At 70.6% G+C, this 15201-nt stretch carries 12 protein-coding genes; 7 read left to right on the top strand and 5 right to left on the bottom strand.

Annotated elements, in window-relative coordinates; genetic code table 11:
* The first annotated feature begins 76 nt into the window (after positions 1-76).
* Both RC1_RS21750 and RC1_RS09800 read left to right on the top strand, forming a co-directional pair.
* Complete coding sequence (locus RC1_RS21750; protein WP_012567219.1) at positions 77-337, top strand: FitA-like ribbon-helix-helix domain-containing protein; 261 nt, start codon at positions 77-79, stop codon at positions 335-337.
* Positions 334-747, top strand: a complete 414-nt coding sequence (locus tag RC1_RS09800; protein ID WP_012567218.1) for a type II toxin-antitoxin system VapC family toxin — start codon at positions 334-336, stop codon at positions 745-747. Before RC1_RS21750 ends, RC1_RS09800 begins: the two co-directional genes overlap by 4 nt.
* Before the next feature lie 12 nt (positions 748-759).
* Here RC1_RS09800 and RC1_RS09795 read toward each other — a convergent pair whose 3' ends face one another.
* Positions 760-1827: a homocysteine S-methyltransferase family protein gene (locus RC1_RS09795; RefSeq protein ID WP_041786279.1), complete on the bottom strand. Its 1068-nt coding sequence runs from the start codon at positions 1825-1827 to the stop codon at positions 760-762.
* 184 nt (positions 1828-2011) lie between these two features.
* On the opposite strand from RC1_RS09795, the gene RC1_RS09790 reads away from it, so the two are divergent.
* Positions 2012-2527, top strand: coding sequence for a pentapeptide repeat-containing protein (locus RC1_RS09790; protein ID WP_012567217.1), 516 nt, complete (start codon positions 2012-2014; stop codon positions 2525-2527).
* A 175-nt stretch (positions 2528-2702) separates the two neighbouring features.
* On the top strand, positions 2703-3842 hold the full coding sequence (locus RC1_RS09785) for a GGDEF domain-containing protein (protein WP_012567216.1): 1140 nt from the start codon (positions 2703-2705) through the stop codon (positions 3840-3842).
* A 78-nt stretch (positions 3843-3920) separates the two neighbouring features.
* Here the strand turns inward: RC1_RS09785 and RC1_RS09780 are convergent, their stop codons facing one another.
* The gene (locus tag RC1_RS09780; protein WP_012567215.1) at positions 3921-4280 is read right to left on the bottom strand and encodes a hypothetical protein; all 360 of its coding nucleotides are present in this window, start codon (positions 4278-4280) and stop codon (positions 3921-3923) included.
* Between the two features lie 211 nt (positions 4281-4491).
* Here RC1_RS09780 and RC1_RS22135 point away from each other — a divergent pair, with 211 nt between their 5' ends.
* The 3 genes from RC1_RS22135 to pepF all read left to right on the top strand — a co-directional run bounded on the left by RC1_RS22135 (position 4492) and on the right by pepF (position 11384).
* A complete protein-coding gene (locus RC1_RS22135) occupies positions 4492-8028 on the top strand; it encodes a UvrD-helicase domain-containing protein (protein WP_012567214.1) in 3537 nt (1178 codons plus the stop codon).
* A gap of 160 nt (positions 8029-8188) precedes the next feature.
* The gene (locus RC1_RS09765; RefSeq protein WP_049766681.1) at positions 8189-9268 is read left to right on the top strand and encodes a methyl-accepting chemotaxis protein; all 1080 of its coding nucleotides are present in this window, start codon (positions 8189-8191) and stop codon (positions 9266-9268) included.
* A gap of 148 nt (positions 9269-9416) precedes the next feature.
* Entirely contained in the window at positions 9417-11384 is a 1968-nt protein-coding gene (gene pepF, locus RC1_RS09760) for an oligoendopeptidase F (protein WP_012567212.1), read from the top strand.
* Positions 11385-11487: 103 nt separating this feature from the next.
* On the opposite strand, the gene RC1_RS09755 is transcribed toward pepF, so the two are convergent.
* The 3 genes from RC1_RS09755 to RC1_RS09745 all read right to left on the bottom strand — a co-directional run bounded on the left by RC1_RS09755 (position 11488) and on the right by RC1_RS09745 (position 15199).
* The gene (locus RC1_RS09755; protein ID WP_012567211.1) at positions 11488-13509 is read right to left on the bottom strand and encodes an aminopeptidase P family protein; all 2022 of its coding nucleotides are present in this window, start codon (positions 13507-13509) and stop codon (positions 11488-11490) included.
* 107 nt (positions 13510-13616) lie between these two features.
* Positions 13617-14486: a 50S ribosomal protein L11 methyltransferase gene (locus RC1_RS09750; protein ID WP_012567210.1), complete on the bottom strand. Its 870-nt coding sequence runs from the start codon at positions 14484-14486 to the stop codon at positions 13617-13619.
* Between the two features lie 134 nt (positions 14487-14620).
* Positions 14621-15199 carry a DUF3833 domain-containing protein gene (locus tag RC1_RS09745; protein ID WP_012567209.1) on the bottom strand — a complete coding sequence of 193 codons (579 nt, stop codon included), beginning with the start codon at positions 15197-15199 and terminating at the stop codon, positions 14621-14623.
* Positions 15200-15201 lie beyond the last annotated feature (2 nt).

Here is a 15201-nt window from a genome sequence, read left to right as displayed (position 1 = left end):
GGCGGCTCGGGGGTTGACCTTGGGGCGCGGGCGGGGCGGTGCTAGATTGGGAACGCAACCGGCAAGGGAGGTGCCGATGGATACGCGCATCGTGCTGGAGATCGATGAAGATCTCCGCAATCGCCTCTCCCTGAGGGCGTCGGCCCATGGGCGGACCCTGGAGGAAGAGGCGAAGGCGATCCTCCAGGCTGACCGGGAACTGCCCGATGACGATCCGTCGCTCCCCACGGGGACCCGCATCGTGCGTCTGTTCTCCGGTTCCGGAACCGGCTTCCGGGAGGGGGAGCTTGAAGAGCTGAGGAGCGATCCGGCGCCGGCCGCAAGGTCCGGTGAGTGATCGTCCTCGACACCAACGTCCTCTCCGCCGTGATGGCGGAGAGGGCCGATGCGGCCGTGGCTGCCTGGCTGGACAGGTATCCCCCCGACGGGCTCTGCCTGACGGCGATCACCATCCTTGAAGTGCGGCATGGGCTGGGCCGGTTACCGGCCGGGCGCCGCAGGACGCTGCTGGAGCGGCGGTTCGGCGATCTCCGGGGGCTGCTCGGTGGCGTCCTGCCGTTCGACGACGTTGCCGCGGAGGAAGCGGGCCGGCTGATGGCGGTGCGCCGCTCCAGGGGGATCACCGTCGGGCTGATGGACATGCAGATCGCGGGCATCTGCCGTGCCCAGGGGCATGCCCTGGCCACGCGCAACACGCGCGATTTCGCGGACTGCGGCATCCCCCTCCTCGATCCGTGGGCGGACTGACCCGTCATCGGCTCAGAACGCCGCCATGGTGAAGGGCTCCAGGCCGGACAGGCGCATCGCCCGGTCCGGCACCGGCGGCACGCGCGGGGTGACGTCCTTCACCGCCTCGGCGATGGCGCGGATGTGATCCGGCGTCGTGCCGCAGCAGCCGCCGACGATGTTGACCAGCCCGTCCGCCGCCCAGGAATGCAGGGACTGCGCCATCTGCGCCGGCGTCTCGTCGTAGCCGCCGAACTCGTTGGGCAGGCCGGCGTTGGGGTAGGCGGAGACGGGCACGTCCGCCACGCGCGCCAGCTCCTGCACGTAGGGGCGCATCAGGTCCGCCCCCAGGGCGCAGTTCAGCCCGATGCTGAACGGCCGCACATGGCGCAGGCTGTTCCAGAAGGCTTCCGTCGTCTGGCCGGAGAGGGTGCGGCCGGAGCGGTCCGTGATGGTGCCGGAGATCATCACCGGCAGGTCCAGGCCGCGCTCCTCCAGCACCTCCTCCACGGCGAACAGGGCCGCCTTGGCGTTCAGCGTGTCGAACACGGTTTCGACCAGCAGGACGTCGGCCCCGCCGTCGATCAGGCCGCGGGTCTGCTCGGCATAGGCGCCGCGCAGCTCGTCGAAATCCACGTTGCGGAAGCCGGGGTCGGTCACCACCGGGCTGATGCTGGCGGTGCGGTTGGTCGGCCCCAGGGCGCCGGCGACATAGCGGGGGCGGGACGGGTCGGCGGCTTCGGCCGCGTCCGCCGCCTCCCGTGCCAGCTTGGCGCCGGCCACGTTCAGCTCGTAGGCCAGCGCCTCCATGCCGTAGTCGGCGAGGCTGATGGAGGTGGAGTTGAAGGTGTTCGTCTCGATGATGTCGGCGCCGGCCGCGAGATACTGGGCGTGGATGTCGCGGATGATGTCCGGCCGCGTCAGGCTCAGCAGGTCGTTGTTGCCCTTCACGTCGCGCGGCCAGTCCTTGAACCGCTCGCCGCGGTAGCCGGCCTCGTCCAGATGGTGGCGCTGGATCATCGTGCCCATCGCCCCGTCGATCACCAGGATGCGCCGTGCGGCGATGCCGCGCAGCTTGGCCAACCGTTGCTCCCGGGTCATCCACTCCTCCACCGACGGAACCGGGGCGCCGGACCGGCCGGCGCCCGCACTGGGCACGTCTGCTTTTCATACAGGCCCGGATCGGGACATGCAAACATAAAGATATCTTTATGTGTTCCGGAAATTTCCTGTCCTGGGCGGGTTCCGGTTGGCTTGGGCGGCCGGACACACTATCTCTTGCGCCATGGTTCCCGCCCGCCTGTCCCCCTTTCTCCGCCTTCTGGTCCCGATCCTGCTGCTGACGGCCCTGCCGTCGGCGGCGCAGGCCGCCTGCACGGACCCGGCGATGCCGGAGGTGAACTGGCGGCGCTGCTATCATGACGGACGCGATCTTCGCAGCGTCGATCTCTCCCGCGCCATGCTGCGGGAGGCGACGTTCCAGCGTTCTGATCTGACCGGCGCCACCCTGGCCGGCGCCGACGCCTACCGGGCGAAGTTCGTCAGCGCCCGGATGGGCGGTGTGACGCTGGACGGCGCCCGCTTCATCGAGGCCGACTTCACCCGCGCCGTGCTGGCGGGGGCGTCGCTGAAGGGGGCGGATCTGCGCAACGCCAAGCTGGTGAACGCCGATCTCACGAAGGCGGACCTGACGGATGCCCGGCTGGACGGGGCGGATCTGCGCAATGCCGATCTGTCGGGGGCGCTCTGGATCGACGGCAGGCGGGTCTGCGCCGCGCCTTCCGTGGGCCAGTGCAACTGAGCCCCGCTTCCCCGCACAGCGGACAGCGCCGACCTGTCGCGGGGTCGGGGCATACCCCCCGTTACGACTCTTAAAACACAAACGTCGGATTATACCGCCGCAGGCTTGGCGGGCGTGGGGCAGCGCCGTATCCTGCGTGGGTCCGGCCATGCGGCCGGGGCGGGGGGACGCTGACGTGCTGTTCGCGGAAACGAAGGAAGTGGCGGCGCAGCTCTCTGCGGCGGCGCTGGAGCGCCTCCGGGCAAACGGCGTGGCCCCCACGCCGGAGCACTACACGGTCTGGTACGCCCATTTCAGCGGCCGCTTCCCCGCGCTCAGCCGGGCCATCGACATCCTCGAAACGAATCAGGCCCAGGTGGGGGAGGCGCACTGCGCCGACCTCTACGAGCGCTTCTTCGGGATGGAGGCGGAGCACGACGCCGTCCATGTCGCCAGCGAGAAGCTGGGCTCCGCCCTCGAATCGGTGATGGCCGCCCTGCGCGAGGCCGGGGCCGATGTCGGCCGCTACCACGATGTCCTGGCGACCGCCCGCGGGCAGCTCGACCTCGCCGCGACGCTGGAGCAGCTCAAGGCGCTGGTCCGCTCCGTCGCGGACGAGACGGCGCGGATGGCCCGCAACAACCAGGCGCTGGAGGCGCAGCTTTCCGAAAGCGCCGTGCAGATCGAGTCGATGCGCCACGATCTGGCCGTGGTCCGGCAGGAGGCGCTGACGGACGCGCTGACTGGCATCGCCAACCGCAAGCGCTTCGACCAGGTGCTGCGCGCCGCCGCCGGGCAGGCGATGGAATCGGGCCGGCCGCTGGCGCTGGCGATGATCGACATCGACCGCTTCAAGCTCTTCAACGACACCCACGGCCATGTCGCCGGCGATCAGGTGCTGCGTCTGGTCGCCCGAACCCTGGCGGACAGCGTGCGCGGCAGCGACACGCCGTCCCGCTTCGGCGGGGAGGAGTTCGCGCTGGTGATGCCGGACACGCCGCTGACCGCCGGCGTCTCCGTGGCCGAGCGCATCCGCCGCGCCACCGCCGGCCGCCAGATCGTCAAGCGCACCTCGGGCGAATCGATGGGCAGCATCACGCTGTCGGCGGGCGTTGCCATCTACCGGCCGGGGGAGACGCTGGCCGCCTTCGTGCAGCGGGCGGATGCCGCGCTCTATGCCGCCAAGGCGGGTGGGCGCAACCGGGTGGTGGCGGATGCGGCGGACTTCGCCGCCCAGCCGCCGGAGGATGTCGCCGCGCCCGACCCGCAGGTTCCCGGCAGGGCCGGGCCGGAGAAGGGGGCGGCGTCCCAGGGCAGGGCCACCGGGACACGCTGAGCGCCGGACGCCGTTGACGGCGCGCCGCTGCCGATCAGCCGCCGCACGGCCCTCAGCCGCCGCACGGCATCGGGGCGCTCACCACTTGCGTTCGGTCTTCATGCCGCCGCTGTTGATGGCATCCAGGAAGGGGCTGCTCGGTCCCGGCGGGCGCTTGGGCATGGCACCGGAGGCGCGGGCCTTGCGCGTCTCCTGCATCACCCGGACGGCGCTGTCCGTGGCGTCCGTCTGGATCTGGCGGCGCACCTGCGGGTCCAGCGATTCGAACGCCTGCCGGGCGAAGTTCAGGGCGGTCTCCGACTGGGTTTCCAGCACCTGGCGCAGCGCGTTCGCCGCCATCAGGCATTCCAGCTTCTCGGGACCCGCGATCTCGTCCAGCACGTCGGCAAGGATGCGGATCGCCTCCAGCGTCGCGGGGTCGGACAGCCGAACGGGCATCGGTTCACTCCTGGAGCCTGCGTGGCCGCGCATCTTTCCATTCCGGCGGGCGTTCTGCAATGTTCTCGCACGGTAGGGGCGCCCTGCGCAAAGGTCGGGGAGGGAGCCGGCATCCCGTCCGGTGCGGGGGGAAGCCGGCAGACAGGGCGACAGGGTGTCTCGGGGGCCTCGGGGGAAGACGCTCCCGGCCCTGTGCTGTATATGTTCCCGCATGAGCGACCTCTTCTCCGATCCGCCCCCGACCGGCCGGCCTGCCAGCACGGCGCCGTCCGCGACGACGCCCGCCTCCGTTCCCGTGCCCGCAGCCGGTGCCGAGCCGGCCTATCTCGCCGGCCTGAACCCGGCGCAGCGCGAGGCGGTGGAGGCGCTGGACGGGCCGGTGCTGGTGCTGGCGGGGGCGGGAACCGGCAAGACCCGGGTCCTGACCACCCGGCTGGCCCACCTGCTGGTGACGCGCCGGGCCGGCCCGTGGAACATCCTGACGGTGACCTTCACCAACAAGGCCGCGCGGGAGATGCGCGAGCGCGTGGAGGCGCTGGTCGGCGTGCCCACCGAGGGCTGGTGGATGGGCACCTTCCACGCGCTCGCCGCGCGCATCCTGCGCCGCCATGCCGAACTGGTCGGGCTGAAGCCCAGCTTCACCATCCTGGACACCGACGACCAGATCCGCCTGCTGAAGCAGCTCATGGAGGCGGAGAACATCGACTCCAAGAAATGGCCGGCGCGCGTCCTGCTGGGCGCCATCGAGCGCTGGAAGGACAAGGCGCTGACCCCCGACCGGCTGAAGCGCGAGGATGCCGGCGACATGGCCGGCGGCCGCCTGATCGACCTCTACCGCCAGTACCAGGACCGGCTGCTGAGCCTGAACGCCTGCGACTTCGGCGACCTGCTGCTGCACAACATCGCCCTGTTCCAGAAGCACAACGACGTCCTGCGGGAGTATCAGGACCGCTTCCGCTACATCCTGGTGGACGAGTACCAGGACACCAACGTCGCCCAGTACCTCTGGCTCCGCCTGCTGGCCCAGGCGCACCGGAACATCTGCTGCGTCGGGGATGACGACCAGTGCCTTGTGGCGGGAACGCTGATCCGCATGGCGGACGGGAGCGAACGGCCCATCGAGACCGTGGGGGCCGGGGATGCCGTCCTGTCGGCCCGGGGGGGCGGGGCGTGCGGCGCTTCCGTCGTCTCCCGCACCTATGCGCGGAGCTACAGCGGCGATCTGGTGACGGTGGAACTGGAGGACGGAACACGGCTCGTCAGCACGCCGGAGCACCGGCATTTCGCCGGTTACCGGCTCGGCGTCACGCCGCAGCTCTACTTCACCTATCTCATGCACAAGCGGGGGTACGGTTTCCGGCTGGGCACCTCGCAGACCTACACCCGCGCCAGGATCGAGCCCGTTCTGGGCTATGAACTGCGGTGCCGGCAGGAGCATGCCGACGCGGTCTGGGTCCTGGCGGTCCACGGTTCCGAGAACGAGGCCCGGTTCCTCGAATACACCCTCTCGCTGGATTACGGAATCCCGACCTTCCCGTTCGTCGCCCGCAAGGGCGGATCGACCGCCGGCCTCGTCCACGACCAGTCGATTCTGGACCGTCTGTTCAAGGAGCGGCCGACGGAGACGGCCGGGGAGGCGGTGCTCACCCGCTTCGGCCTTTCCCGGGACTATCCCCATTACCGGCCGCAGGCCCATACGGGCCGGCGGCGGAACGTGACCGTGACGCTCTGTGGCGACAACCGGGCCGCGGCGGCTCTCCACCGTATCTCGGTCATCGGCAGCGACCCGGACGACGCGGCCGTCCTGGCCTCGCTCGGGCTTTCGATCCGCCCGTCCAAGAAGAGCAATCCGGGCTGGCGGTACGAGACGGCCATGGCCGACCTCGGACGCATCATGGCAACGGTCGAGCAGATCCGGCGGGCCTTCGACGGTGACGTGGCCCTCGTTCAGTTCGGTCGCTTCGGGGCTGGCGGGGAGGCCGGGACCGACCTGGACCCTGGCCCGGCGCCGGACGATGGCGAATTGCTGACAGCGGCGCCCGCGCCGGCGCGCGTCCGGTCGAGCCTCCCGATGATCCCGGCCGGTTCCGTCCGGCCTGGGATGGCGATGTTCCGGGCCGATGGCGGGCTCGCCATCGTCCGTTCCGTGAGGACGGAACCGGGGGTGGCGACCGTCCATGACATCGACGTCAGCCGGACCCACAACTTCATCGCCAACGGCATCATCACCCACAATTCGATCTACGGCTGGCGCGGGGCGGAGGTGGGGAACATCCTGCGCTTCGACCACGATTTCACCGGCGCCCGCGTGATCCGGCTGGAGCAGAACTACCGCTCCACCGCGCACATCCTGGGGGCGGCGCACGGCATCATCGCCAACAACCAGGGCCGGCTGGGCAAGCAGCTCTGGACCGAGGTGGACGGCGGCGAGAAGGTGCGGGTCCGCGGCCTCTGGGACGCGGAGGAGGAGGCGCGCTGGGTCGGGGACGAGATCGAGGCGCTGCAACGCAAGGGCCTGTCGCTCGGCCAGATGGCGGTGCTGGTGCGCGCCGGCTTCCAGACCCGCGAGTTCGAGGAGCGCTTCATCACCCTGGGCCTGCCCTACCGGGTGATCGGCGGCCCGCGCTTCTACGAGCGGCAGGAGATCCGCGACGCCCTGGCCTATCTGCGCATCGTCGCCCAGCCCGACGACGATCTGGCCTTCGAGCGCATCATCAACGTGCCCAAGCGCGGCATCGGCGACGCCACGCTGCGCCAGCTCTACGTCGCCGCGCGCACGCTGGGCGTTTCGCTGGCCGAGGCCACCTGGCGGCTGACGGAGACGGACGAGCTGCGCGGCAAGGTCCGCAGCACCCTGCGCGCCCTGATGGAGGACATCGCGCGCTGGCGCGGCCAGATCGACCGCACGCCCCACACCGATCTGGCCCAGGCCATCCTGGACGAGAGCGGCTACACCCGCATGTGGCAGCAGGACAAGTCGCCCGAGGCGCCGGGCCGGCTGGAGAACCTGAAGGAACTGATCAACGCCATGGGCGAGTTCGAGAACCTGACCGGGTTCCTGGAGCACGTCGCCCTGGTGATGGACAATGCCGAGGCGTCCGGGCTGGAGCAGGTCAGCCTGATGACCCTGCACGGCGCCAAGGGGCTGGAGTTCGATGTCGTCTTCCTGCCCGGCTGGGAGGAGGGGCTGTTCCCCTCGCAGCGGACGCTGGACGAGAACGGCATCGCCGGGCTGGAGGAGGAGCGGCGGCTGGCCTATGTCGGCATCACCCGCGGCCGCATCCGCGTCCATGTCAGCCACGCCGCCAACCGGCGCATCCACGGCTCCTGGGCGACCTCCCTGCCGTCGCGCTTCGTGGACGAGCTGCCGGCCGAGCATGTCGAGGTGGAGAACGCCCCCGGCATCGGCGGCGCCGGCTTCGGGTCCGGCGGATTCGGCTCCGGCGGGTTCGGGGGGGCATCGGCGGGCGGCGGCTGGTCCGGTTTCGGCGACCGCTTCAACCGCATGGGCCGGCAGGCGGCGCAGGCGCCGGCGCGCGGCCGGGTGATCGAGGGCACCGCCTGTCAGGTGGCGCCGCGCTCCCGCCCCGACCGGCCCTTCAATCCGGGCTCCCGCGTCTTCCACCAGAAATTCGGTTACGGCACCGTGGTGGCCGTGGAGAACGACAAGCTGGAGATCAAGTTCGACGCCACGGGCGTCAAGAAGGTGATGGACAGCTTCGTCGTGCCCGCCGAACAGGCAGGCTGAGGGTTTATCAGGCAATCCTGAAACTTCCCCCTGGGACCCTTCGCCGCCTGGAGGATAAAGACTTATGAATTCAAACGAATTCCCTTGAAGGAACGGCAAGTCGCCTGCAATCCTCCGCCCTGATCTTACCTGGGGCGGGGGCGGCCAGGACATGCATACGATGGTGTCGGAATTCGCGGCGTCGGTCGAAGCCAGGGGGGCCGAGGCCTCGGCCGCGAGTCCGGAACGGATCATGGAGCTGGCGGCCGATGTCGGCAGTTCCGTCCGGGCCCGGACGGAGGCGATCCGGGCGATCACCGGGCAGACCCGCATCCTGGCGCTGAACGCGCTGATCGAGGCGGCCCGGGCGGGCGAGGCGGGACGTGGCTTCTCCGTCGTCGCCAACGAGGTCAAGTCCGTCTCCACCCGGATCGAGCAGGTGGCCTACGAGCTGGACACCGAACTGTCGGCCAAGGTGCGCGACCTGGAACTGCTCGGCGCCCGCATGATCGAGGAGGTGCGCGGTCAGCGTCTCGCCGACCTTGCGCTCAACGCCATCGAGATCATCGACCGGAACCTCTACGAGCGCACCTGCGACGTGCGCTGGTGGGCGACGGACAGCGCCATCGTCCGCGCCGCCGAGACGGCAGCCCCGGCCGATGCGGAGCATGCCGGCCGGCGGCTGGGCGTGATCCTGGACGCCTACACCGTCTATCTCGACCTCTGGATCGTCGGCCGCGACGGCCGGGTCATCGCCAGCGGCCGGCCCGACCGCTTCCGCGTCGCCGGGCTGGATGTCGGGCAGGAACCCTGGTTCCGCCAGGCGCTGGAGAGCCGCAGCGGCGACGACTATGCCGTCGCCGACATCACCGCGAGCCCTGCCCTGGGCGGCCGCCAGACGGCGACCTACGCCGCCCCCATCTTCCCCGACGGCGCCCGCGGCGGCACCGCGCAGGGCGTGCTGGGCATCCATTTCGACTGGGGTCCGCAGGCGGAGACGGTCTGCCGCGGCGTCCGCCTCTCCGGGGAGGAGGCCGGCCGCACCCGCGTGCTGCTGCTGGACAACCGGCTGCGCATCATCGCCGCCTCCGACGGCAAGGGCATCCTGACGGCCGGTTTCCCGCTGGACACGGGCGGCCGTCCGCTGGGCCACTATCGCGACAAGGACGGCAACACCGTCGGCTTCGCCCTGACGCCGGGTTACGAGACCTACCGCGGGCTGGGCTGGTACGGCTGCATCGTCCAGGCCCCGCCCGGCTGACCCGCCGCGGCGCTCCCGTCCGGGCGGGCGAAACCGACCCGTTACAATTTCGGTCCGCAACCGTCGGCGCCGCGCCGCTATAACCCGTCGGACGCAGAACATCCGTGCGGCTCCGGTGCCGTGCGGTCCGAACAGGGAATGGCAGACAATGGCTTCACGATCCCCGCTGCGCGTCCGCCTTGCCGGCGCCGCCACCCTCGCCCTCCTCGTCGGGCTGACGCCCCTGTGCCTTGCCACGGCCCAGGCCGCGACGGCCGTCGCCGGTCCCGGCGGCACCGATGCGGCCGAGGCGCCCGCGGCCGCTCCGGCGGCGACGCCGGACCCGCGCTATGTCTGGGACCTGACGACGCTGTTCAAGACGGATGCCGACTGGGACGCCGAGCGCAAGGCCGTGCTGGCGGACCTGGCCGGGATCGAGGCGCTGCGCGGCACGCTGGGCAAGGACGCCGCCACCATGCGCGCGGCTCTGGACCGCATCTCGGCCCTGTCGCAGCGGTTCGAGCGGCTGGCCGTCTATGCCTCCACCCAGGCCTCCACCGACAGCCGCGACGCCCGCAACCAGGAGCGGGCGGGTCTGATCCGCCAGCTCGGCGGCCGTTTCGGCGCCGCCGTCTCCTGGCTGTCGCCGGAGGTGCAGGACATCGGCGCCGAGAAGGTGGAAGCCTTCATCAAGGCCGAGAAGGGGCTGGCCCCGCACGCCTTCCGCCTGCGCGACATCCTGCGCACCAAGGCGCATACGCTGTCCAAGGAGGCGGAAGCCGCGCTGGCCGCCTTCGCCCCGGTGATGTACGCGCCCGGCACCACCTACAACCTGCTCGCCACCGTCGATATCGACTGGCCGACCCTCACGGTCGAGGGGCAGGAGGTGAAGCTCAACCAGATCGGCTACCAGCGCCTGCGCGAGCATCCCGACCGGGCCGTGCGCAAGCAGGCCTTCGACGCCTTCTGGACGAAGTTCGGCCAGTACACGAACACCTTCGGGTCCACCCTGGCGGGCCGGGTGGAGGCGGGCACGATCAACGCGCGCCTGCGCGGCTACAAGAGCGCCGTCGCCGCCTCCCTGGCCGACAACGACATCCCGGAGGAGGTCTATCGCACCCTGGTGGCCGAGGCGAACAAGGGCCTGCCGACGCTGCACCGTTACTTCAAGCTGCGGCAGCGGATGTTGGACCTGCCGGACCTGAACTACTACGACATCTACCCCTCGGTCGTGCGGATCGACCGCAAGTACCCGATCGCCGAGGCGGGCACGCTGACGCTCGCGGCCGTGAAGCCGCTCGGCCCTGAATACCAGGCGAAGCTGAAGGAGGCCCTGGACGGCCGCTGGATGCATGTCTACCCGGCCGAGGGCAAGCAGTCCGGCGCCTACCAGACGGGCGTCTACGGGGTGCATCCCTTCGTCTTCCTGAACCACCAGGACAATTTCGACGGGGTCAGCACCTTCGCCCACGAGTGGGGCCACGGCATGCACACCAAGCTGGCCAACGCCAGCCAGCCCTATGAGACGGCGGACTATTCCCTGTTCGTGGCGGAGATCGCCTCCATCACGAACGAGATCCTGCTGTCCGACTACATGCTGTCCCGGGCCGAGACTCCGCAGGAGCGGCTCTATTACCTGGGCTATGCGCTGGAGGGGATGCGCGGCACCTTCTTCCGCCAGACCATGTTCGCCGAGTTCGAGCTGGCGACCCATGACGCGGTCGAGCGCGGCGAGGCCCTGAGCGGCCAGCGCATGACGGCGATCTACTGCGACCTGCTCAAGCGCTACCACGGCGATGCCGAGGGCGTGATGAAGATCGACCCGGCCTACTGTGCGGAATGGGCCTACATCCCGCACTTCTACCGGCCCTTCTACGTCTACCAGTACGCCACGTCGATGGCGGCGGCGGCCTACTTCGCGGGGCAGGTGGAGCAGAAGGGCGAGACGGCGCGCGACGCCTATCTCTCCGTGCTGCGGGCCGGCGGCTCGGAATACCCCTACCAGCTCCTGAAGAAGGCCGGCCTCGACATGGCGTCGCCGACCCCCTACCAGGCGCTGATCAAGCGCATGGACACCATCATGGACGAGATGGAGAAGATCCTGGACCAGCAGGCCGCCAAGCCGGCCAGGCGCTGAGCCCGGAAGCGGGTCCGGAAAAGGGAAGGGGCGCCGGCCTGCCAGCCGGCGCCCCTTTTCCGTTCGGGCGGGAGTTTCGGGAAGGAGCGGGACGGGCCGGCCGTCACACCGGCTCGGTCGCCCGCTCCAGCCAGCCGCGCGTGGCGTCGTCGAGCCGCGGCCCGATCTCCTGCCGGACGCGGGCATGGTAGCCGTTCAGCCAGTCCCGTTCCGCCGGGGTCAGCAGCGACGGCTCCACCAGCCGGCGGTCGATCGGCGCCAGGGTCAGGGTCTCGAAGCCCAGGACAGGCCGCTCCGCCCCCGGCACTTCCAGCGCCGTGACCAGCACCAGCGTCTCGGTGCGGATGCCGAAGCCGCCGGTCCGGTAGTAGCCGGGCTCGTTGGACAGGATCATGCCCGGCAGCAGCGGCTGCGGATTGTGCATCTTGGCGATGCGCTGCGGCCCCTCATGCACCGACAGGAAGCTGCCGACGCCATGGCCGGTGCCGTGGTCGTAGTCCAGCCCCTCCGCCCAGAGATACTGCCGGGCCAGGGCATCGAGCTGCGACCCCGTCGTGCCGCCGGGGAAGCGGACGGTGCTGATGGCGATGTGCCCCTTCAGCACCAGGGTGAACAGCCGCTTCATCTCCGCCGTCGGCTCGCCCACCGCGACCGTGCGGGTGATGTCGGTGGTGCCGTCCAGGTACTGGGCGCCGCTGTCCACCAGATAGAGGCTGTTGTTCTCGATACGCCGGTTCGTCTTCTCACTGACCCGGTAGTGGCAGAGCGCCGCGTTGGGTCCGGCGGCGGAGATCGTCTCGAAGCTCTGGTCCTGGAACAGCTCGCCCTCGCGGCGGAAGGCCAGCAGCCGCTGTGCCGCCGCGATCTCATCCAGCCGGCCGGCCGGCGCCTCCTGCTCCAGCCAGCAGAGGAAGCGGGCCATGGCCACGCCGTCGCGCACATGCGCCGCGCGGGCGCCGGCGATCTCGACGGGGTTCTTGCAGGCCTTGGGCAGGATGCAGGGGTCCGCCTCCCGCTCGACCCGGCCGCCGGTGACGTGCAGCCGGTCGAAGATCCAGACGGCGCTGTTGCCGGGGTCCACCCGCACCTTGGCGCCGGCCTTGCCCAGCGCGTCCAGCTCGTCCCCCAGCTCCTCCGGCGGACGGACGGCGACCTGGTTGCCCAGATGCTCCTCCAGTCCCGGCGCCAGCTTCCGCCGGTCCACGAACCAGTCCACCTCGCCGCTGTCGCGCGCCAGCGCGAAGGACAGCGGGAGCGGCGTGCAGGGCACGTCGGAGCCGCGCACGTTCAGCAGCCACGCGATGCTGTCGGGCTGCGTCAGCACGGCGGCGCGGGTGCCGCTGCGCTCCAGCTCGCGCGCCACCTCGGCCCGCTTGTCGGCGGCGCTCTTGCCGGCGTAGCGCTCGGGGTGCGCGGTGACGAGCCCCAGCGGCGCCGGCGGCTGGTCGTGCCAGACGGTGTCGATGGGGTTGTCGTCCACGGCGATCAGTTCGGCGCCGCAGCGGGCCAGCGCGTTGCGCATCCGCTCGACCCAGCCGACCGTGTGCAGCCACGGATCGAAGCCCAGCTTCTGCCCGGTGCGCAGCAGTCCGGCCGCCCAGTCGCCGTGGAACTCGTCGATCAGGTGGCGGTATTCGTAGGTGGCGTTGTCCACCTCCTGCCGGACCTGGAGCGTGTAGCGGCCGTCGATGAAGATGGCGGCCTTCTCCTTCAGCACCAGCGCCATGCCGGCGGAGCCGGTGAAGCCGGTCAGCCAGGCCAGCCGGTTGGCGCGCAGGGGAACGTATTCGCCCTGGTGCTCGTCCCCGCGCGGGATGACGAAGCCGTCCAGCCCGCGCCGGTGCAACTCGGCCCGCAGCGCTGCCAGCCGGGCGGCATGGTCGCCGGCCTCCGGGGCGGCGGGGTGGGGGATGCTCCGGCGCAGCAGCCGGAGCTGGGTGGCCAGCTCCGCCGGCAGGTCCTCCCCCACCAGGGCCAGCCAGCGGTCGGGATGCTCCCCGTCCGGGGCGGCGTTGACCCCGGCGATCAGGTCGCGGATCTCCGCGACGCTGCGGTCGATCCCGGCGCCCTGCAACAGGCGCTCCAGTTCTGCATCGCCCCGATAGGCGGATCGGACGGCATCCAAGGCTGGTCACTCACGGTCGGAGGGGCGGCTGCGGCCCGGATCCCGCGACCCGGCCCGCGGCCTGACCGCTAGACCCTAGTGCCCGCCGGGCAGCCCCGCAAGCGCCCTCACGGGCGCAGAACCAGCGTGGACCAGTCGCCGATGCGGTAGCGCCGGACCAGATGCAGCCCCTGCGCCCGGTGCGCGGCCAGCACCATGTTCTCCTGCCGGCGCAGCAGGCCCGACAGCACCGCCGTGCCGCCCGGCGCCAGATGGCGGCGGAGCTGCGGCGCCATCCGCGCCAGCGGTTTCGCCAGGATGTTGGCGACGATCAGGTCGAAGGGCGCGCGGCGGCGCACCTCCGGGGTGTCATAGCCGTTGCCGGCCCGCAGATCGACCAGATGGGCGACCCGGTTCAGCACGGCGTTCTCGGCCGCGATCTCCACCGACAGGTCGTCGATGTCCACGCCCAGCACCGGCATCCGCCACAGCCTGGCGATGGCGAAGCCCAGGATGCCCGAGCCGCAGCCCATGTCCAGCGCATGGCCCAGCGGCAGGCTGCGGCTGAGATCGTCCAGCGCCTTCAGGCAGCCCTGGGTGGTGGCGTGCTCGCCCGAGCCGAAGGCCATCGCGGCTTCGATCTGGAGGCCGACGCAACCGGCCGGCACCCCAGTCTTGTGATGGCTGCCATGGACGAAGAAGCGGCCGACCCGGATCGGCGGGAAGCTGAGATAGGTCTGCGTCACCCAGTCGATCGGCGCGATCGGCTCGATCGTCAGGGCCGGCTCCGGCAGGCCCAGCGAGGCCGCCAGGATGGCCAGCTTGGTGGAGAGGCGGCTGCCGTCCGGCTCGGCGTGGGAGGTCCCCTCGATCAGCCAGTTGCCGCCCTCCTGCAACTCGAAGGTGGCCACCGCGTCCATGTGCGGCTCGACGATCTCGGCGAACAGCGGGGCCATCGCCTCCGGCACCTCGAACGCGACGCGCCACATGGGCTGCATGGACCACTCCTTCAGGGCAGGGCAGGGCGGGTCCGGGGAACCGCTCCCCGGGCCGGTCCGCCTCTATAGACCGCGCCCGGCGTCGGAAACAAGTCCGCGCCGGGCGAAGGGTTTCACGCGCGTTACCCGTGGCCTCACTCGGCGGCGCGTTCGGCCGGCGCCGGTTGCGGCAGGGCCGCGGTCGCCCCCTCCTTGCGGAAGGCGATGGTGATGGTGGCGAGATCGATGCCGAACTTGCTCATGGTCGCCCGGTTCAGCAGCACGCCGTCGGGTTGCAGGAACATCCAGTCGTCGAAATGCACCTTCATCCGGCGCTCGCCCATCTTCAGGTTGAAGTCGTAGTTCATGTTGTAGGCCTGACCGAACAGCCGCCCGGTGGCGACGCCGATGGCGTCGGCGGTGCGGCCTTCCCAGGTGTGCTCGTCCAGCTTCGTCAGCTCCCAGACGCGGCGCTCGGTCTCGCCGTCGTTCCAGACGAAATCCTCGGTCAGGGTCAGCACCTTGCCGTCCCAACGCCCCTCGATGTCCACGACGAACTGGCGGCGGACATTGCCGAAGCGGTCCTCGACCAGACCGTAGGCGCGGGATCGGCCCTGGAAGAACTCCTCCAGGTGCAGGGCCGGTTCGGTGCCGGCGAACTGTTCAGGCTTCATGTTGCTGCATCCGGCAAGGGCCGCGACGGTGGCGGCGAGAAGGAGAAGTCGGCGGAGCATGG

This window comes from Rhodospirillum centenum SW, assembly GCF_000016185.1.
Classification (GTDB): domain Bacteria; phylum Pseudomonadota; class Alphaproteobacteria; order Azospirillales; family Azospirillaceae; genus Rhodocista; species Rhodocista centena.
Note: the sequence above shows the minus strand (reverse complement) of the source record. Positions and strands in the feature narration are given on the sequence as shown.